Below are 20,961 nucleotides of genomic sequence, written 5' to 3' on the forward strand. Positions count from 1 at the left end.
TGATGCATTCAGGCAATTGCTGATAATCTGTCAAATGAAGAGGTGAATATTTGCTGAATATCAGATCTGTTAATGGTTACGGGGTGGTTGCGCAGCCTGTCTTCGTTGAAGTTGCACTGCTGCAGGACTGCCAGATCACCGGCACTGATGTATGCCGACAATGAAATATCAACATTTATGCGCGCAGCCAGACCACATAAAACCTCGAAGGCATGACGGCCTGACTTCACATTAAGCAGGCCCAGGATATATTCCAGATGCTGTCTGAGCACTGGATAACTTTCATCCTCTAAACTTAAAATCTTGTCATGGAAAAGGAAAAAATAAGGAAGCGTAATCATGACAGCCAGTCCATGAGGAATACTGAACTTCCTTGTTAACGGGTAGGAAAGTGCGTGGGGTCCTGTTGTCTTCGTAATAGCAATCGCCCGGCCGGACAAGAACGACGCCTTCATCAGACAAGTCATCGCTTTCGGCGAACGCGTCCGGACAGCTTCATCTATATTGTCCATGACCAGCCGTACCGCTTCTCCTGCATATTCCCTGGATGCTGTCACAGAGCCTTTGGACCAGATGCTTTCAATGGCCTGGCTCAGGGTGTCAAAGGCACCTACAGCTATTTGTTCGTTACTAAGGGAAACAGCAAGCGGTGGACAGTGAATAAATTGCTGGGGGATAAGGCTATTGCCATAAAAAGAATGTTTGGCCGCCCCATTATAGATAACGGCAAAAGGTGTCACCTCTGCACCGGTGCCACACGTGGTGGGTATTGTCAGGAGTTTTAACCTTTGGGGCTCCAAAAAATCAATATCAGTATCCAGTAATGAAAGCATCGTAGCTGCTTCCTGCTGCCAGAGTACCGACACCGATTTGGCAATGTCTATAATAGTACCACCGCCTATAGCGATGACCGTATCTATACCTTCTAAGCGGGCCGTATTGGCGACATTCAGAATGTCTTCCAGTTCCGGGTACAGAGAAAAACCTGATGCCCGGAATAACAGGATGTCCGGAGCTATCGCATCGGTCACAACAGATTCATAGTCTTTAAATGATTGATATCCGTGTATGAGCAGGACTTTCTTTGTGTTAAATGTATGCAGTATGCGCTTAATGCTTGCGCCAAGAGAACTTAGTGAACAGGGATCGTACATGCAGATTAATTTTCAACAGCCGCCTCATGACAATATTTATTCGGCTTCCATATTGGATAACATCAACGGATCGTTAACAACGTCCAGGTATTCGGGCAATACTTCCATCATTATATTTCTTTGCAACAGGCCAACTCTTACCACCAGTTTCCTCGTGCCTTTATATTTTACGACCTCACAAAAAAGACCAGACAAGGGTCCATATGTTATCAGCAACTTCTGCCCCGGCAAAAACTGCTCCGCAGACGCATTCACATTATGACCATAACAAACCGCGATGTCAATCTGGTCTATCAGACATTGGTCCACTCTCGCCAACTGTTTACCGAATCTTACATAACAACAAAATCCGTCAACAGCCTGTGTGGTAAAAAAATCTTCCTGATTCTCAAGATTAACAAAGACATAAGAAGGGAAAAGCGGTGTGTCTATCACCTTTTTTCTGTCACATCGTAGCCGTATCTCTTTAATTGTTGGCAAAAAGTATTTGATTTTGCGCTCAGCTAGTAGTTGTGCAACCTTTTTTTCACGCTGCGACATAGTGTAAATCAAATACCAGCCAGAAGCAAACTTACTCATGGGCAAACCTTTTAAATATATACAAGGGTTATTAAGAACGAGGGCGTTATTCGAGGTAGAAATAGCGGGAGTATAACAATCATGTAAAAGTTGTCATTATCGCGACCACTTTTAATTAGTAGATAAAGCTATCGCTACAGCCAGCAACAGTTACTTTCTGCAATTAAAAAATCAAATTAAAATTAACTTCACAGACTACACTGGTGGGTAATAATCAGATTACCCATCGCATTCCCCACAGATTAGAACAACAGTATGCTTTTTCTACGAACAAAATATCAGGTCACAAATCTAAATACCAGACAGGTTTATGAATAATCCATACAGGTCACTCAGCCTGTATATTTATCTTGTTACTCGATAAAAAAAGAATATAACAGAATATGCTCTTCGGGTTAAAAATCAAGCGCTTACTTAAATTGCTAAGGTTCAGGGTTGTGGTAACAAATTTTATGCGGTCGCAGGATGACTTCTCCGTCAGAGAAAAAATCAACAGCCACCCAATGAAACAGGCAAGGAAAAGTAAGATTAACATTATGGCACAGTAGAACCAATTTTGAATAAACAAATGTTCTGGCATAAGGCTTTCTGAATATTACTTGATTTCACTAATCTAATAACTGAAAATCAATTTACACAATTTTTTTTCGAGCGCCTAACTGTTTTTATAAAAAGATAAAAATTTGATTCATATTCATATGTAATAGAAAAACAAATGTATTATCTGTTAATACTGTCAAATTTGATACGTCGGCTCAGGAAAAACATGAATGTTTCCACACCCGGTTCAATTTTAAGAAAAATCAACGCTCCTGGATAAGCAACAGATAAATGTGCTAAAGTCTGCAGGAAATTACCATAATATTCCCCAATTTTACCAGCATAACTTATCAACCAAAACTATCTTGTAGCTACTTATGGACGAAATAAGAGATAGACGGTACATCAAAGAAATCATCAGTGAATATGCCACGCGTTTTGATGCCTGGGGCCCGCCGGAGTCCTGGGACCTGGACCAGTTCAAGACCCTGGAAAATATGATCCTGGAAGCAACAGATATTACTGTTAATGCTAATACATTAAAAAGATTCTTTCAGCAGCGTACCGGCAATCCACAGCTGGCCACACGAGATGCGCTGTGCCGTTTTCTGGGATACACCGGCTATACAGATTTTGTCACCAAAAGGATACGGGTGGAAGAGACGGCCCACATCCCGGCAGAGACCAGCGAGGAACAACCGCCTCCTACCGTGACCAGCGCAGCAAAATCAAACCGCATCTATCTCTATCTGTTGGGCGCGCTGTTATTAATCGTTGCCGGGTACTTTTTGTATATCCTGAAGCTCAAAGACATTTATACCAACTACCTGTTGTCGGCAATAGAATTTTCCGTTTCAGACCCAAAAGGCGCTAACCCTGTAACGATAACGGTGTCTTATAATATCCCGTCTCCCCTGCTAAAAGACATCAAACTGGTGTACGAAGAGGCCAATGGCGATACTTCTGAAAAACGGCTGACAAGGGAAACAGGCAACGTAAATGCTACGTATATCTACGAGGGCGATGGCTACTGCCACCTGCAATATAACGGGCGTACCATTAAAACCATCACGATAGAAAACCGTAAACCCGGCTGGTCTGTTTACACCCGCAACGAACGAAAGGGCATTTTCAGGACCCTTCCCATTAGCCAGGCTTATCACAAAGAAGGATATGTGAGCCTTCCCCTGGACAGCGTAGTGGCGGAAGCCCGCCCCGGACACCTGTTCGTAAGTTATGTGTACTATAAGGAAGGACTGGTGGATGGCGATAATTTCATGCTGGAAGCCAGGGTCCGTAACTCAGCGAAAGACTTTGCCATTCCACGTTCCGACGTTATGATGTACATTTCGTCTGATACCGGAAGACATGGCTTTGCCTTAAACGAAGCAGGTTATGCCTATATAAAATTCATCAGTGGCGAAAAGAGCATCAAAGGCGATGATTACAACCTGAGCAAATTTAATTTTGATGCTTCAACATGGCACATTATGGGCGTCAAAGTAGAAAAGGGGACGTCTACATTTTCCCTGGATGGACAAAAAATCTATCAGATAGCCTACACCAAACCGATAGGAACAGCCAATGAGTTGATTTTACGGTTCAAGGGATGTGGCGCGGTAGACTACATAAAGCTGCATAAGCTGGATGGACAGCTGGTCTACGAACAAAATTTTGATGAAATGATCCAATAATCAACGGGCGGCCCTGTAACAACAAGGCCGCCCGTTAAGCTGCACTACCGCTGCTTCTGCTGGTCCAGCATCTTCTGTACTTCCATACCGGCAAATATCACGGCAAAGGAGCCATGTGTATCATTGTCATAGAAAGGCCTGGTCATATAGTAATTCACATCTTCGGAACACATCGTGCCAACACAAATCTTATGCACGGTGCCATCCTCTTCGATTTCACCAGCAATTGCCTTCCACCCTCTTTCTACAACAGGGGCAAATTTCTTCCGGTCCAGCCATCCCAGCCGGACACCCCTGGCCATCGCCATCGTAAATATGGCAGTACCCGAAACTTCCTCCGGAGAATCTGCCCGGTTGATAACATTATGCCAGAAACCACCGGGGCTTTGATAACGGGCCAGTGAACCCGCGAAATCCCGGTACAGGTCCAGGACCGCTTTGTATTTGGCATGTTCCCTGGGCAAAGCCATCAACACTTCTGTCATTGCCCAGATAGCCCAGCCATTAGCGCGGGACCAGTAAGGCAATTTCACCTGCGGCCGGCGGGAGTAATTGGCATGCATAAAAAGTCGCGCGTCTTTATCCCATACATGTTTGGCGAAATCCAGCACCTGACTGGCGGCATCGTCAAAAAACAATTGCCTTTGTTCAGGGCTGCCGGCATAAAGTCCAGCCTGCATCAAAAAAGGAATGCCCATAAACATGTCATCCACCCATACCGTATATGCTTCAGGGGTAGTGCGGGTGTAGTTGGAATACCCCTCGCTTCTGATCTGTCCTTCCTGTGCATAGTGTATCATTTTATCGATATACGCTTTATAGATGGATTCATTTGCAAAACCTTTCTCTTTACGCAAACGGTAAATAAGCGGTAAAGAGGGGGCCAGTGTAAAGTCCAGCAGCCTGGAACCGATGACCATCGCGTTGGCTGAGTTGTACGCCCGCAGGCCGTTTACCTGGTAATCCACAAAAGGCGTCCCATTCATCTGGAAATCGCAGAAGTTCACCGCCCATTGACGATATTGCTTTTCGCCGGTCAGCTCGCTCAATTGCTGCATCGCCCATGCCACGCCGCCATTATGGTAATTCCATTGGTAGGTGGTCCCCCAGGCTTTGGCGCCGATTACATCCCCCAGCACTTCCTTTTTAGGAATAGTCCATGTTACCGGCCCCTCAAGCCCCGGATACATAGCGCCAAAAATAAATTCCTTTTCCGGCGTATGGCCCGCGGTGGCAGTAGTAGCAAAAGGACCGCAGACAAGCCAGCTGCTCAGCGCGGCCACGCTGGTATCAACATGCTTTACATACTTTAATCCAATTTCAGGATACGGCTGCCGCCCATTCAATACAGCGTCATGCTCACTGGGAGGCTGTAAAAACACACACCACTCTTTTCCACTGGTGGCCGACTTTATCAGCAGATCGTTGCTTCCCTTTTTTAATAACACCCGGAAGGAGTCCGACATCGCCATACTCCTCTCATCTCTCACTATAGCAATGTTGCTGTTGCCCTGCTTATCATAAACAAGTGCGCCGTTACACCAGATCGTACAGGCGTCATTATGCGCTGTCTGTACGGTAAAGAGGGTATCATGCAATACTGTCAATTGCGTATAGGCATATGCGACAGCTGCCTTTCCCTTCCCAAACGCCGCCCCGAAATCAACAAAACTTAAACCATTAAAACGTTCATTACGCGCAGGTGATATCAACCGGTAGGCAAACGGTGTTTCACGTATCAGCTTATCACCTATCTTTTTTACTTTATCTACCGGACGCGGGTTTTCTTTTCCCTGCTGTGCCTTGCCATTGGCCAGCACTAAAAGAACAAACAATAAGGTGCTTATATATTTCTTCATCAATAACCTTTATTCTGTACACAATTGCTGTTTCTGTCTAACTCTGTCTGGAAAACCGGAAGCGCATACTGATTATCTGAGTTCCAACCAATCGTTCCGGCCCTGCTTTTCTCGTACACCTTTGCTTCGTTCGGGCCAAGTCCCCATCTCCTTACATTGAACCACCACTTTGATTCACCAAAGGTTTCCGCCCACGTTTCATAATACAGCGCGTTCAGGGCCAGCTGATCTCTGAAGGCGGGATCTGTAGTATTAGGGTTCAGCTGCGCTTTGGTGATCTTTACACCGGATGCAATGGTGGTATAGTCTACACCAGGCTGACCGGTACCATCGGAAAGCTCCCATGCACGACGGTGTACCCGGTTGATATAGTCCAGCGCCTGTGCATCGTTGTCATTCCCGCTCAGCCTCCAATAGCATTCAGCCAGGTTCAGGTACACTTCGGGCAACCGGGTAAAATAAAAATCTGCGCCGTGCATCCGCGGGTCCTGGCTTGCCTGCACATCATACAAATTGAATTTGCGAAGGCTCCATCCATGTTTGATAACATCGCTGCTTAACTTCCTGTTCTCCTGGTATTCTGTTTCCACGCTTTGACCATAAGGCAATATGGCCACCCTGCTGGTATTGTTCATAACAGAGTCGACCCATGGCTGATAAGCACATACCCATAAACGAGGGTCCGGGTCAATGGCATATCGCTTCATCGTTTTCATATGCAAACAGGAATCGATATACGAAGGTTCAACAGTGCGGCCAGGAGTGCCCAGGTTTTTCATCACCGGATAATATTGCTGGGGGAACCCGAAACGGCCAAGGTTCCGGTCATGCATAAACATATTGCCATAACCGGGCGTCACGCCGCCGGGGGCGCCATTGTCATAGAAGGGGGTAAAAATCAGGCTCACGGCGGAAGCGGTGGAAGGGCCAGCCATCGCGTTATCACCAGACCTTACGATTGTGATCTGGTGCAGCGCTTCCGTATTATTTATCTCTGTATTGGCATATTGTGGATTACCATTCCACATATTGTAGTAATTCGGAAAACTCATCAGCGACTTGCCGGCATGCTGAACAATATCCAGAAAAGCATCGCGGGCCTCGCTCCAGCGCTCTTCATACATTAAAGAACGGCCTAACAGGGCTTCTGCAGCGTAATAGTCAATGCGGCCTTTGTCTGCGCCAGTCCAGGTTTTCTTAGCGCCGCCGGACGGATCGGTTAAAAGCGCCATTGAACTTTTCAGATCTGATATAATGTAGTCCCAGCATTGTTTAACAGTGCTGCGGGGACGCATTTCATCTTCACGGGTGCCAATCTTAACGTCTGATGTAAAAAGAATAACACCAGGATTGGCATTATCACCATTTCCTTTTACTACCACTTCCTGCGCATATAAATTCATCAGGAAGAAATAATGCCACGCACGGAGGTAATAAGCTTCTCCCAGTTTATACCGCAATGCCAGCGTGTCAGCGGCAGACAAACTATTCCCTTTCTTTTGTTTGAAATTGGGAACGATCTGATCTATAAATGTCCTGGACTGCTGTACTCCTCTGTACAGGCCCCGCCACTGGGCGCCGGAGTAGGTATTGGACGAATTCATCCTGAACAGCTGTATGTCATTCCATTCGTTGGTGCCCAGCCACGCCAGGTCTCCGGTGTGATCTATATTGTACATAAATCTGCCTAATCCGGTAAATCCAAACAGCTCCACGCTGTGGATGTTGGCGTAGGGGGAATTCAGGAAATAATCCACCTGGGCCATGCTTTCAGGAAAAATATCCGGGTTTAATACATTGTACGGTTTGGAGCCGTCTACGAAGTCCTTGTTGCATCCCCATAGCAATGCGCTTAAGCCAAGGAACAGGGTGAGTTTTATCATGGAGCGTTTCATGAATCGTATTTTTTTGCTTGATAGAATGGATTAAAACCCGATTTCAATTCCGAAGGAATGAATTCTTGTTCTCGGATATACTTCGGGTGATATAATTCCCTGCGCGAGGGCGCTGGAATTAGGACCGGCAAAACCCGCTTCCGGATCGGCGTTTTTCACTTTTGATATCACAAATAAGTTTTGACCGCTGTAATAAACCCTGAGCTGCCTTACTTTCAGGCGGCTCAACAGATTTTCCGGTAGATTATAACCTATTTGCAGATTCTGCAGCCGCAGGAAAGATCCTTTCTGTACGTGGTAGTCTGAGATCTTCATATAGTTGCCGTTGGGATCATAGAGGAAGCTGCCTCCGTTCATATAGCCAAACCTTGGTTGGCTTGTCAGGCCGTTGCCATACATAAACGAGCTGTTGAATACATTGGCGGTAGTGTTAAAATCGCTGTAGATGCTATTGAAGTATCCATCCATCCCGTTATAGACATCGTTACCATATACACCATTAAAGAAACAGGACAGGTCAAAATTCCGGTAGGACAGGCCAATATTAAACCCATAGGTCATTTTAGGCAGCGGGCTGCCGATCACTGTCCTGTCCTGCTCATTGATTGTATTGTCACCATTCAGATCTTCATACCACAGGTCTCCCGGCCCTGAACCGCTGGAATACCACCATGCGGCGCCCGAATTTTTTGCTTTTGCATTCAACTCGTCGATGGTCTTCTGGTCCGGTATGATCCCTTTTGTCTTAAACCCGTAGAATTGTGAAACAGGTGAGTTCAGTTGCGTGCGGGTAACGGTCCCTGACCTGTATTCCCCTGCATAGCCGGCATCAATGGGCAGGCTTTCCCCTCCGAAAGACAATATTTTATTGCGGTTGATGGCAGCGTTAAAGCCAAGCTCCACGCTAAACTGACCGAACCGCTCTTTGTAGTTGACAGTCACTTCAAACCCTTTGTTCCTCATTTTACCCAGGTTCATATCCAGCACATAGGTGTCCGGAGAGGAGTGGCCGTTGGCCATACCGGAGCTGGGAGGCAGATTGCGCTGGTACAGCATGTCTTTCGTGTCCCGGATGTAATAGTCCAGTGTCAGGTTTAGTTTGTTATTAAACAGTCCTACGTCTACCCCGATATTGGAGGTGGTAACTGTTTCCCAGCGAATGTTTTCATTCGCCACACGTCCGATTCCCCATCCGTTCACAGCGCTGGTTCCAGGCAACTCATTGAATTGTGTTTTATCATAGTTGGCCAGCGACGGGATATATACATAGCTGCCCACGCCATCGTTGCCCAGGCTGCCGTAGGACACTCTCAGTTTGAGGTCAGACAACTGCCTGAACCTGTCTTTCATAAAACCTTCTTCTGATATCCTCCAGCCGGCGGCGGCAGACGGAAAATTACCTGTCCTGTATTTCGGGGCAAACCGGTCACTTCTGTCCTGGCGCAGGTTGGCTTCAAAAAGATATTTATCCTGATAGGTATAACTCACCCTTCCGAAATAACTAAGCATACGGGAGATACCATAATCCATCTCTGAGGAACGTCCGCTCGTATTAGGCGGCACATTACTCAACAAAGACGATTCTGAAAATCCGACAGGAAAAGCATCGGGTATTAACGGCATCGTATAGGCTGAGTTGACAGCATAAATGGAGCCGGAGAGGTTATCGACAGAAGACCGCCGTCCTTCCATGCCTGCCAGTAGCTTAAACTCATGGGCGCCGATCTTTTTGTCATAGGACGCCACAATGTTTCCCACATACGCCATTGACAGGCTGCTTTGTTTTCTGAGGTTGTCTTTCTGCTGATTGGACTGACCGGAAACATACCACTTAGCTTCAAATTGACGGGCCATCGTAGTGGTGAAATTTCCGCCACCGGTGGCACGTACATGGAGGCCGTCTACGGGTTCAACATCGATATACAGATTACCTTCGATTTCCGGCGCTGTATATCTTCTGTCGATTGTGTTGACATAGGTGGCCCAATTGCCGCCGTTATAGTTATTGGAGGCAGGCAGGCCGCCCCAGGAACCGTCGTCATTTTTCATCCGCATCAGTGGGGTCGATCTGAAAGGCAGCGCATATGCGCCCACCTGGTTACCGGATATCACCGGCGGATTTTCCGAATAGGAATACAGGTTCAGTCGTTCTCCTACCTTTACCCTTTTTCCGAGATCATAGTCGCTGTTAACCCGCAGGCTGTATCGTTCTGACCAGGAATTGATGACAATTCCGTCCGCTCTTCTGTAGCCTGCAGAGACATAATAATTTTGTTTGGCGCTGCCGCCGCTGATGGACACATTGTAGTTCTGCTCCCTTCCGGTGCGGTACAGATAATCCACCCAGTCTGTATTGACCGATTCATCCCAGTCGGGCGCCGCTGGCTTGATAGCAGCCCAGGCCCGCTTATAATCCGGTGTACCCAGCAGTTTAGGCAGGAAAGTCCCCTGGCTGAAACCCTGGTTCATCGACACGTCCACATTCATCCTTTCCTTGCGGGAGCCTTTTTTGGTAGTCACCAGGATCACACCGCCTGCCGCCCTGGCACCGTAAATGGCTGCTGAAGAAGCATCTCTGAGCACCTGTATGCTTTCAATGTCCCGGGGGTTCAGGTTAAAGCCGGTATTACCGATAGCGGGCACCCCGTCAACCACATATAATGGCGACATGCCGCGGATATTTCCCACGCCCCTGATCACTATTGTTCCGGTAGATCTCGGGTCACCGCTTCCGTTGGTCACCTGCACCCCGGCGGCACGCCCCTGTAGCAGGCTGGCCACACCGGTGACGGCTGTTTTGGAGATATCCTTTGTATTGACGGATGAAACAGCGCCTATCAGGTTTGCTTTTTTCTGCGCGCTGTAACCGATCACCACGATGTCCTGCAGCTGCTTGGATGTGGCAGTCAATGTTATGGTCACCGTGGCATGCTGCCGCCCTACTGCTACTTTATACTCTGCAAATCCGGTACTACGGATGATCAGACCCGATGGATCTTTGGTTACCCTGATGGTAAACTGTCCATTGGCATCTGTGGTCGTTCCGTTGGAAGTTCCGTCCTCCATGACGGTAGCACCGGGAACCGGCTCATTTTGTTCCGAAACAACAACTCCCTTCACCACAACAGGAAGCTCCTGTGCGCTCGCGGACAATGTTAGCAGGAGCAATACAAGGCTAAAGAGCTTGTACATTTTCATTCGTGGAAAAATAATTCCATAGGGATTTGATCGCTGTTCACCACAGCAGGCATTTAGTTTTTTCATATACGTAGAAATTGAGGCTGACTTTAACTCAATCGTTTCCACGCAAAATAGAATGGCAGGCAGGCGGGGTCAAATTAAACAGGCTCAAAAGGCGGGACAAAGTACAGACAAAGTCGGAACAAAATTATATCTATCTCAAAATCAATTAATTAAGAACAAACAATAGACAGCCGGGAAAGGGGTATTTACTACCCCTTATCTCACATCATCAGCAGTATATAAGAAGCCATAAAACAGGTCCATGCTGCCGTAATGAGCAAGAACACCGGTTTAAACCAATACTTTCGGGCTATCCAAACATAAAACGCCATGGTCAGCAACGTCAATAACAATAAAAACTGGCTGGACTTGAGGAAGGTGAAATTGTACAACGCCAGATAAAAATTGATGATTCCGACAAAGGCGGCGCCGCTGCCATGTGTGGCATTAAATCCCATCCATGATTTCCACATTGTCAATTTTTCTGTCATTTGCAACGGCGAAATTTTCATGTCTGCTATCAGTTTTTCATTGCGGGGGAATAGCATGTTTGTCCACAATGTAGCGCGGATATGAGAAAGTCCTGCCAGGCCGATAATGGCCGAACCTGTCACCCAGAGATATTGAGCTACCATATATTATTATTTTTTCTATCGCAAAAGTAATGGGCAGACAGCTCCGGGTGAATGAACCTGGGTTAAGAAATAGGTTTGAAATGAGCACTACTTCCAAACATCACTATACTTCAAAAAGCAGGGCCGCAGGAATGCGGCCCTATCTTTTGTCATCATCTATTATTTAAACTCATGACAGGATTTTACCGACCTGCCAGAAGAACTTGTTTTTACGTGCATTTTATTTTTGAGAAGTCTTCATTTCCCCATGTTTTTAAGGCTACTATTCCAATGCATTCTTCCATTTTGTAGTCCGGCCGGTAAACCATACAGGGAGGTCCGGATTGTTGGAAGCGCTGATAATTGACCAACCGTCCGGATCAGAAGCCTGAATACTGCTTGGATAGGTCATTCTTTCTTTCCATTTGAATCTTTCATACATGGAAGCAGGATTGGTACCCAGGTATTTAATTAATCGGCGCGCAGCGGTATATGGCACTTCGAAGTTCAACATATTATAATGCAACTGGAGCTGATTAAAAATTGCCTGCACTTGTTGCGCACTTGACATGGCATCGAATTTCTGTGCTGCATTTTCAGCGTATACATTGGCATTGTATTCCATGGCAGGTCTGGCATTGATCCTCGAATCATCCATCGTTGTTGGCATGGCCGGCAGAGTGGTCTTGGAATATTGATTAGAATTGTTCAGTTCGTACCAATATTTGCAGGATAAGATAATCGCATTCTTATAGTGATCGCGGGCGGCGCCATTCAATTGCCCCAGGCCTCTTACCGCAGCTTCAGCCAGGGAAAGCTCTGTTTCAACCGCATGAATGGTCGGATACTTCAATGCAAAGTTAAATTGGGAGCGTACGTTGTACTCAGCAACCAGGTTGTTTTCAGTACCTACGTTCCAACCATTGTCATCATAGTTGGCAACCCTGTTGCGGAGTGTATTTAACAGGAATGCTTCCCGTTTACTCAGGTCCGCTTTGGAGGCTGCATCCAACACAATTGACTGGCTGTTATTTACACCATAATAAAATGTTGTCTTTGAAATATCAGTCAGGATAGGATCATTGATATACAAGCCACGCAACACTTTATTTAAATAGCTGTTAGGATCAGTATTGCCATCCCATTTTGTATCAACTCCCAGGTATCTGCCTTTCCAGTCTGGAGCGAAAATGTAGGCAACACGCGGATCAACGGTACCATCCAATAAACCGGTCGTAGAGTTATCACCGCTAAAATAGTACAGGGTTTGTCCGTTTACCACCTTGCTGCCCATGGTCGGTTGGCAATACATCACGTCCTGCAGGAATTTTTTCCCGGCACGGCAGTCGTCCGCCCTTTCCCTGTATGCGCGGGTAATACCTAATTCATTACAAATCCGGTTAAGCGCAATAACGGCTACGTCGGCCACACCAGCTACATCGTTATAGTCGGTCAGCAGCGGCTTGCCTTGCAGCTCGGTAAGCACCTGCCTGGTAAGAGCAGGCAAAACTTCACTGACATTCATCGCACAACGCAGTCTTAATGAGTTAATATACTTGCGCCATTTTAAAATATTTCCGCCGAAAAGGACATCCTGCTGGTTAAATGATGCTTGCTCGGTAGTGGTAAGCGTCAGCTTCGTCAACACGTCTTCGGCAGCTTTAAAATCACTGATTATTTTCGGATAGATGTCCGATTGGCCCAGGTATTTTGCTTTAACGCCATCAAGTCCGCCCGCAGAACCTGTTTCTATGTAGGGGATCTTGTCGTACATATCGGTTGCCCTTTGATAGGCATAACCTTTTAACACATGCATTAACGTGATATACAGGCTATCCAGATTGGTCCGCTTAGCTTGCGGCGTCAGGTTGTATTCACGTTGTGCCCAAAGTATCGGCGTGATCCATTGTGTATTAACAAAATTAAAAACAGATTCGTTAAAACCGCCCGTGCCCCAGTCATGCTCAACATCTGCAAGCGTGTAGGTGCTTCCTTCCGTGGTAACGTTATAAATCTGAACGGCATTCGCCATAATCCTGTCCCCGCTTCTTACCTGGTGATAAACAGAACCATAATCACCACTAAGAAAGAAGCCCTGGGTCAGCTGGGAAGTGAAGAACCCGGCGATAACGCTTACTCCGGACTTATCAGCCATGTCTTTAGAATAGCCATCAGGGTTCTGATACAGATCGTCCAGTTTCTTCTTACATGCCACAGAAGATAGTAACAACGTAAGCAAGAAAAATGATTTTAAGTGTTTATATTTCATCTTAGTTGTTTTTAGAATTTAGTTTTGATAGAAATACCTATTGAACGCTGTGAGGGTAATGCAGTTGTTCCATAGGAACCTACGCCCCATCCGGTACCGTTAGTTGATTCAGGTACTGAATTGGGTGCGGCTTTATAGAGGTAACCCACATTGTTGGCAAAAACGGATATGATCAGGCTGCTCATGCGGATCTTCTGAGAGAGCTTTGAGCTCACGGTGTAATCGATAGCTATATTACGCAGTGCTACATAATCGCTTTTAAAGATCCTGTCTTCAGGGAAGAAGCCATTTGAAAAATAAGAGTCATAGTAATAGTTGTCAGCGGAAACCACTTTGGTATTCGTTTTACCGTCAGTGCTAACACCGTCCAATATCACACCATCGTGGAAGGTGGGGCCACCATTGGGATTTGTGCCCGCCACTTTTTTGGAATTCGCATCTAAATAATAAGCAGCGCCGCCATGTGCCTCGTCTCTGTATTTCAATGTTTCGTTTAACGCGCCGGCAGCCATCATATAGGTTTCTGAACCGGACAGGAAAGTAGCGCCAAACTGGTAATCAATGTTTGCGATAAGGCGTATTTTTTTGTAGGAAAAAGATGTAAAAAATCCGCCTGTCACATCAGGAATCGTTTTACCGATCAACTTCGCCGTGCTCTTATAATCATAGGCCGATCCAGCGGCATTGACAACTCTTTTTCCATTGTTCGGGTCATTCGCATCATTTGGATTGTTATAAGTGTAGGTAGACTTGGTCAGGTAAAGCTGGCCATATTCCTCACCCACATTCGCCACTGCATTCACTGCGCCGAAAGCATTCCATAAAGTGAGCGATTGCAGTTTTCCATCCAGTTTTTCCACATATGTTTTACCGTGTGCAAACATCAGGTTCACATCCCATTCAAAGTCTTTCGTTAAAATAGGTTTTGTTTTAATCGCCAGTTCCCATCCTTTGTTCATCACATTACCAGCGTTCATCCTCACGTTTTTAACACCCATTCCCGGAGGGGCGGCTACCGCCATGATCTGGTCGTAGATATTTGATTTGTAATAAGAGAAATCCACACCAATTCTTCTGTTTTGGAGCAGGTATGTTTCAAAACCTACTTCGAATTCGCGTTTACGCTCAGGTTTCAAATTGGGCTGGCCATCGGTACCCATAGGAGGAAGATCGGCCGGAGGGGTAAGCACATAACCTCCACCAGTTTGAGAAGTTGAATAGTTCACGTTGCTGAAATAGCGCGGTCCGGGACGTCCCACATCGGCCCATGACGCCCTTACTTTAGCATAATCAAATACTGCCGGCAATTTCAGGCTTTCGCTCAGTATCCACGCAGCGCTTATACCAGGGTAGAAATAACTGTTCTGGTTTGGAGGTAAAATAGATGACCAGTCTTGTCTGGCCTGTGCCTCTATATACACCTGGTTTCTCCATGCCAGCTGCGCCGATCCCAGCAAGCTGTATAGGATATCCTGCCCGTTTGTAAACTGGTACTGGGGCTGCACGCCCAATGGCAAGTTATTAAATGAGAAATAGTTAGGAATAACCAGCTGTCCATACCCATTCACGGATGCGCCTTTCCCTTCCGTGTAATTTTTCCTGATCACGCCACCCACAAAACCAGACAAATCAAAATCGCTGTTTATTTTGGTATTGAAGTTAAGCATACCCTGGCCGTAAGTGTTCTTATAGACATTTGTTACATCGCTGTACATGAAGCCACTGTTAGGGCCAATTAACTGCGGATCCAACAATTTGCCTTTATACTCATTCCTCTCAGTACTATAATCTATACCGCCCATCAACGTAGCGCTAAATATATTGGTGAGTTTTATATCGGCAGACAAAGACTGGATATTGTGCAGTCTTGTAAAGGTAGATTTGTTCTGGAGCTGGTCCCATAGATAACCAACCACTCCTTTCCTGCCATTGGAAATTAAATTTCTGAGGCTTGGGTTGGCGAAGTAATTATATCCGTCAGGTGTCAGCAAATGCGATTTTAATAAGCCTACATTGATATCAGCGCTAAATGCCCCGATCTCCGCCTGCTGGCCTTCCCCGTTCATGGTGCTCAGGTTGGCGGCATTCACGTTTTTGGAGATATAAAAGTTGCCGGTATATTTAAGGGTGACGTTATTGTTTAACTTGTAGGACGCATTCAGGCTGAAAGTATTTTTGTTATAATCTGAACCTGGCCTGATAGGGGTCATACTTAAATTAGTGTATGAAAAACGGATCTGTCCCTGGTCGTTTCCTCCGCTTAAAGCCACATTGGTTGTGTTCTGATGCCCGGTTTGGTAAAGATCATTATAAATATTTTTGGTTTGTGCCTGCCATGGTCTTTCCACGCCATCCCACCACAGCAGCTTCACGCTCGGGTCAAATTTTGGTCCAAAGGCAGCTGCACCAAAACCATCTCCCAATGTAGTTGCCAGCGCTCTCTTTCCATTTGCATCAATATAATATCCCTGGGCGTCATTCCTTGAGTTGCTGGGACTGGAGCCTGTTCCATATTCATTTTGTAATTTAGGAAGGAATGCCGCACGGTCCCATGAAGTTGTAAAAGAAGCCGCCACGCCCAGTCCTTTGCCTTTGGCGCCGCTTTTAGTGGTAATCAACAGTACGCCGTTGGCCCCTTCACTACCATACAGTACTGATGCTTTCGCTCCTTTCAAAATTTCCATGGAAGCGATGTCATCGGGGTTGATATCGTTAATACCAGTTCCATTATCACGGTCGGTGGCCCCGAAACCCATTTGCGTATTCTGATCGTGAATAGGAACACCATCTACAACGATAAGCGGGCGCGTTGATGAATTCTGATCAAAAGATACCGCATTACGGATGTTGATTTTCATCCCGGCAGAAGGACCGGCTGCCGTAGCTGCCACCTGTACGCCGGGAGCGGCCCCGTAGAGCGCCTGCAAGGCATTGGTAGGTGTGCCGCTGGCCATGATCCTGTCATTATCGATTTTGGATACCGCATATCCCAGGGCTTTAGCTTGTTTTTTGATACCCAGGGCGGTAACCACCACTTCATCAGCGGTCCGGACATTGGCGACCAGTGTTATCTGCATCGAAGATGTGGCCGGCAGTTCCTGGGTTACAAACCCAACATAAGAAATGACCAACTTTGCATTTGGTTGTACATTGATGGTAAAATGACCACCCTTACCGGTAGGCACCCAGTTAGAGGAACCCTTTTCACTCACGGTGGCTCCCTCAAGAACGTTGCCGGTGGCGTCCTTGATCGTACCTGAAACTGCCATTTTTCCTTGCCCATAGGCAAACATGCTCCCTATGCAAAAAAGCATAAAAAGCAAAAGACATCTTTTGGTTGACTGCATCATCTTATTTTTTAGAATTGAATAGAAATGGTTTTAGTGTAATATCAAGCATAGAGATCTGCCGGTTGCGGGCGCAGGCATCCGTTACATCAATCAGCGATTGATGTGGTCAAAACCTATCATATCAAACATACAGTGCTGATGATACTGACAGTAGGCAGAGAAATAGAGATAGTGCATTAAGGCATTCAGGCGAAACTGGCTTCCCCGCCGGATAAAGGGTATTACCCATTCTCCCGGGCAATTTTAATCCCGTTGATATGACTGGATCTATTGGAGTGCTCTTTTGTGGAACCGGTGCTCTTTTTTTGGTCCATACTTTCTTGCAAAAGCGGTAGCTATGCGCTATTTCAACCTCCCTAGCCCATGTCCGGCTGTTTTGATATACGGGATAAAGGTGCCGTGCCTGAAAGACATTACTTACTGCTCACCAACGCTACCTGACGATAAAAACATTTTAACGTGCATATACCTGGAATAACAAGTGATTGATAAAAAACTGATTTAGTGATAACTCTGGTTGATTACTTAAAGGCAGTCCGATCTTTCAAATTTCTGCTGATCTTAGTTGAGTTTATTGTTTAGGAAGTAAATGTTGTAGGTTCCTTCGCGCTGGACGAAATATGCTAAACGTTCTTTCGCTCTTTAGTTAAACGTTTTAGCTAAAAAATTAAAAAAAAAGTGATCCACTTTTTTACTTTGCTCCGAATGCTCTTTCTCTTCTTTCTCAAACCTATATAAAGTTTTTTAAGTGACGTAATTTTCAAGCATTTTTTTTACAAAGAGGTCAATATAGAATTGATTTTTATCAAAATAGAATCATTAATATGGTCTATATACCTGGTATGGTGGGAAGCATTCAAAAAAAATGGGCCACGCCTGTAGAAACCAGGCATGGTCCCCTATTAGTTTTTTCAGGGATTTGCATCAGTTTTCAGGTGTGCAAAAGTCACCGAAAGCAGCCTATGACGGACGCACTCCTATCAACGTTTCGCAATTGGGAATGGAGGTTTCAGGCCGACACATTTTTACTACCTGTTTTTTTGGCGGAAACGTTATCGCCTTTTTGCAGATAAGCATATACGAGGTAGTCAATGGCATGAAGTTCTTCATCCAATGTTCTTCAGCATAACACCTGGCGGAGGATACAGCAGCAAGATTGTATTGGATGCTCTCATCCCACAGTCCGAGCCGTGTAAGATATGCGAAGGCATGTGCTGTGCATGGGCAGATGATGGCGCCACAGATGTATACCGGCAGCTGCATCCAAAGCCTGCGATGCCAGCTCCCCCCGGACAGAACCCGGTCGCGGTTTGCTTCGCCATTCAGGCATGGCTCAATATGACGCATCATTGTCCTTTACGGAAAGCGTAACAAGACTACTTTTGTGGGATGACTAAAAAAATTGCTTTTATCCTGCCTCCGCTTGTGGAGCTCTTAGACCTGGCGGGACCCGCCCAGGTATTCAGGGAAGCAAGTCTGATGGGCGTTGAAATGGACATAGCATTTTATGCTATAGACCAGCAACACGACACCGCCGTGGGGTTGCCTTTGGGAAAAATCAGGAATTACCGGAAAGCGGTACTGGGGAAAGGTGATTTTCTTTTCATTCCCGGGTTCTATTTTGAAGGCCTGAAAAGACGCCCTGACATTGAAGCTTCCTTCTTTCGCTGGCTGGGCGATTGTGCCGCCCGGGAGGTTAATATCTGCTCGGTATGCAACGCGGCTTTCATCCTTGGCAGCGCCGGGTTGCTGGACGGCCGTGAATGTACCACTCACTGGAGAAGTACGGACCTCCTGCAAAGCATGTTCCCTAAAGCCCGCGTACTGACCAATGTTTTGTTCGTAAAGAGCGGAAATATCTATACCAGCGCGGGCATCAGCTCCGGAATTGATATGGCCTTGTCCATCCTGGAAGAATGGCAGGGGCCATTACTCGCTAACCAGGTCTCCAGGGGATTAGTGATATATCACCGTAGAGGCGCTAAACATAACCAACAGCATGTCTACCTGGATTACAGGAATCACATCAACCCAAAGATTCACCAGCTGCAGGATTATATGATCAGCCATCTGGACCAGTCCCTGACAGTAGAGCGGTTGTCAGACCTTTTTAACAGCAGCCCCAGAAACCTCACCAGGATTTTTAAAGAAGCCACAGGCATAACAATCAACGAATATCTTACCCGTCTTCGGCTCGAAAAAGCGCTCACCCTTCGTAATAATCCTGAATACACCATGACTAAAATAGCCTCGGAATGCGGATTCAAATCTGCCCGGCAATTACAAAGAATACAAAAAAAACATCGCAAAAGTGAAAAATAATAAAGTGACTTACTGCATCCTCCTGATTACTGCTATGACCACGATCTGGCTTTTTCACGCCTGTGCCCCTGTCCGGGAGTTTACGAGATGGAAAACATTTAATGGTCCTTCCACTTTCAGCGACCAACGTCCGGGCTTTGACTCCACCAAAAAGACTGTATTACTTATCGCAGATAATGAGGGAACTGAGATCTTCGACCTGATGGCACCATATTACCTGTTCAGCGCCACCGGGATGTTAAATGTGTATGTTGTCGCCCCCAAAAAAGAACCGATTATCATGCGAAAGGGGCTTTTTCTCCTGCCTCATTTTTCCTTCGATGAATTCGATTCCGCCGGCATCAATGCCCGGGTGATCGTTATTCCCAATTTGTCTGCGATGGATGCCCGCCATCAAAATCCGGAGATTATTAATTGGATCAAAAAACATTATCATGATACCACGATCATGCTTTCTGTTTGCGACGGCGCGTTGACAGCAGCGGCAACCGGTATTTATGATGGTAAACCGCTTACTGCCCATGCATCTGATTTCAATGCTATCCGGAAGCAATATGATAAGCCGTTATGGGTTAACAATATTCGGGTAACTCATAGCGGAAACTTATACAGCACCGCGGGGGTCTCTAACGCTACTGACGGGGCGTTGTCCATCATTGACACCCTTTTCGGTCGTCAAACGATGTTACGGGTAAGCCAGTTAATCCACTACACCCCGCCTGCTGAACAAATGGCACATAAGAGTATTCCCATTGGTTTCGGTGATAAAATAACCATCGGCAGAAAAGTTCTGTTTGGAAAGAACAGGCAGGTCGGAGTATTATTACAGGATGGTGCAAATGAGCTGGAGCTGGCTGCAATATTAGATACGTATAACCGGACCTTTCCTCAATTGCTGGAAAGTGTAGCGTTGAAAAGTAGTATTACCACCGCCTATGGGCTCACGTTATTGCCCACAGCCGGTCTGGATAAATTTCATCCCGATGAGCTCCATGTTTTAAACCCGGATAAACTTCCAGCGAAAATCACGTCTTTAGTTGATCGTTCGGTAGTGGTTAGTTATGACCGGCAGCAGCCTTTGTATATTATTGACGCTTGTCTGGACCGGATTAACCGGCAATATGGGTACAGTTACACCGATGTGGTGAAACGTTTGCTCGATTATAATTAGGTCTTTATTCAGTCGCATATTACTGCTTATGATAAATCTGATTTGGGGTTACTAATCAGTATAAATTCAATCTCTACTTTATGCCTCAAGTCCCGAATTTATTTCATAAAAACTCAATAGTAATGCAATTTGTCATGAACAAAAATGGCTGCTATCGATTGAAGCCACGTCATCTTGGCAAGCTCCTCTTTAGGAATAAAAATTGAGCCGTTTAATCCCGACACCTCAAAAGGCACTCATCAACCGGAGTGTGAATCGGCCCTAAAAAAAC

At 46.0% G+C, this 20,961-nt stretch carries 11 protein-coding genes; 3 read left to right on the plus strand and 8 right to left on the minus strand.

The genetic code is table 11. The annotated features are described in order from the left end of the window. Positions 1-8: 8 nt before the first annotated feature. On the minus strand, positions 9-1,154 hold the full coding sequence (locus tag ACTJJS_RS11830; RefSeq protein WP_440663834.1) for an iron-containing alcohol dehydrogenase: 1,146 nt from the start codon (positions 1,152-1,154) through the stop codon (positions 9-11). A gap of 36 nt (positions 1,155-1,190) precedes the next feature. Further along, positions 1,191-1,733, minus strand: a complete 543-nt coding sequence (gene nusG / locus ACTJJS_RS11835) for a transcription termination/antitermination protein NusG (protein ID WP_168875155.1) — start codon at positions 1,731-1,733, stop codon at positions 1,191-1,193. A gap of 917 nt (positions 1,734-2,650) precedes the next feature. Between nusG and ACTJJS_RS11840 the strand changes: the two genes are divergently transcribed. Beyond that, positions 2,651-3,967, plus strand: a complete 1,317-nt coding sequence (locus tag ACTJJS_RS11840) for a hypothetical protein (protein WP_440663835.1) — start codon at positions 2,651-2,653, stop codon at positions 3,965-3,967. 44 nt (positions 3,968-4,011) lie between these two features. On the opposite strand, the gene ACTJJS_RS11845 is transcribed toward ACTJJS_RS11840, so the two are convergent. The 6 genes from ACTJJS_RS11845 to ACTJJS_RS11870 all read right to left on the minus strand — a co-directional run bounded on the left by ACTJJS_RS11845 (position 4,012) and on the right by ACTJJS_RS11870 (position 17,116). Then, positions 4,012-5,826, minus strand: coding sequence for a glycoside hydrolase family 88/105 protein (locus ACTJJS_RS11845; protein WP_440663836.1), 1,815 nt, complete (start codon positions 5,824-5,826; stop codon positions 4,012-4,014). Next, complete coding sequence (locus ACTJJS_RS11850; protein WP_440663837.1) at positions 5,826-7,721, minus strand: RagB/SusD family nutrient uptake outer membrane protein; 1,896 nt, start codon at positions 7,719-7,721, stop codon at positions 5,826-5,828. The genes ACTJJS_RS11845 and ACTJJS_RS11850 overlap by 1 nt, the downstream gene beginning before the upstream one ends. Positions 7,722-7,751: 30 nt before the next feature. Further along, on the minus strand, positions 7,752-10,919 hold the full coding sequence (locus tag ACTJJS_RS11855; protein ID WP_440663838.1) for a SusC/RagA family TonB-linked outer membrane protein: 3,168 nt from the start codon (positions 10,917-10,919) through the stop codon (positions 7,752-7,754). Positions 10,920-11,185: 266 nt separating this feature from the next. Continuing rightward, positions 11,186-11,599, minus strand: coding sequence for an LIC_13387 family protein (locus ACTJJS_RS11860; RefSeq protein WP_440663839.1), 414 nt, complete (start codon positions 11,597-11,599; stop codon positions 11,186-11,188). A 262-nt stretch (positions 11,600-11,861) separates the two neighbouring features. Then, positions 11,862-13,847, minus strand: coding sequence for a SusD/RagB family nutrient-binding outer membrane lipoprotein (locus ACTJJS_RS11865; RefSeq protein ID WP_440663840.1), 1,986 nt, complete (start codon positions 13,845-13,847; stop codon positions 11,862-11,864). An 11-nt stretch (positions 13,848-13,858) separates the two neighbouring features. Beyond that, positions 13,859-17,116 (minus strand): SusC/RagA family TonB-linked outer membrane protein, encoded by a 3,258-nt coding sequence (locus tag ACTJJS_RS11870; protein ID WP_440663841.1) that lies wholly within the window; start codon positions 17,114-17,116, stop codon positions 13,859-13,861. A gap of 1,470 nt (positions 17,117-18,586) precedes the next feature. On the opposite strand from ACTJJS_RS11870, the gene ACTJJS_RS11875 reads away from it, so the two are divergent. Together ACTJJS_RS11875 and ACTJJS_RS11880 are read left to right on the plus strand one after the other, a co-directional pair. Then, the gene (locus tag ACTJJS_RS11875; protein ID WP_440663842.1) at positions 18,587-19,519 is read left to right on the plus strand and encodes a GlxA family transcriptional regulator; all 933 of its coding nucleotides are present in this window, start codon (positions 18,587-18,589) and stop codon (positions 19,517-19,519) included. Next, positions 19,509-20,690 (plus strand): DJ-1/PfpI family protein, encoded by a 1,182-nt coding sequence (locus ACTJJS_RS11880; RefSeq protein WP_440663843.1) that lies wholly within the window; start codon positions 19,509-19,511, stop codon positions 20,688-20,690. Before ACTJJS_RS11875 ends, ACTJJS_RS11880 begins: the two co-directional genes overlap by 11 nt. Positions 20,691-20,961 lie beyond the last annotated feature (271 nt).

This window comes from Chitinophaga sp. 22308, assembly GCF_052045305.1.
In the GTDB taxonomy this organism is placed as follows: Bacteria; Bacteroidota; Bacteroidia; order Chitinophagales; family Chitinophagaceae; genus Chitinophaga; species Chitinophaga varians_A.

What these genes read in the sequence shown, in the direction of transcription:
- ACTJJS_RS11860 (WP_440663839.1), bottom strand. Translation starts at nt 11,599, where the DNA reads ATGGTAGCTCAATATCTCTGGGTGACAGGTTCGGCCATTATCGGCCTG.
- ACTJJS_RS11850 (WP_440663837.1), bottom strand. Translation starts at nt 7,721, where the DNA reads ATGAAACGCTCCATGATAAAACTCACCCTGTTCCTTGGCTTAAGCGCA.
- ACTJJS_RS11870 (WP_440663841.1), bottom strand. Translation starts at nt 17,116, where the DNA reads ATGGCAGTTTCAGGTACGATCAAGGACGCCACCGGCAACGTTCTTGAG.
- ACTJJS_RS11855 (WP_440663838.1), bottom strand. Translation starts at nt 10,919, where the DNA reads ATGAAAATGTACAAGCTCTTTAGCCTTGTATTGCTCCTGCTAACATTG.
- ACTJJS_RS11840 (WP_440663835.1), top strand. Translation starts at nt 2,651, where the DNA reads ATGGACGAAATAAGAGATAGACGGTACATCAAAGAAATCATCAGTGAA.
- ACTJJS_RS11865 (WP_440663840.1), bottom strand. Translation starts at nt 13,847, where the DNA reads ATGAAATATAAACACTTAAAATCATTTTTCTTGCTTACGTTGTTACTA.
- ACTJJS_RS11830 (WP_440663834.1), bottom strand. Translation starts at nt 1,154, where the DNA reads ATGTACGATCCCTGTTCACTAAGTTCTCTTGGCGCAAGCATTAAGCGC.
- ACTJJS_RS11875 (WP_440663842.1), top strand. Translation starts at nt 18,587, where the DNA reads ATGACTAAAAAAATTGCTTTTATCCTGCCTCCGCTTGTGGAGCTCTTA.
- nusG (WP_168875155.1), bottom strand. Translation starts at nt 1,733, where the DNA reads ATGAGTAAGTTTGCTTCTGGCTGGTATTTGATTTACACTATGTCGCAG.
- ACTJJS_RS11845 (WP_440663836.1), bottom strand. Translation starts at nt 5,826, where the DNA reads ATGAAGAAATATATAAGCACCTTATTGTTTGTTCTTTTAGTGCTGGCC.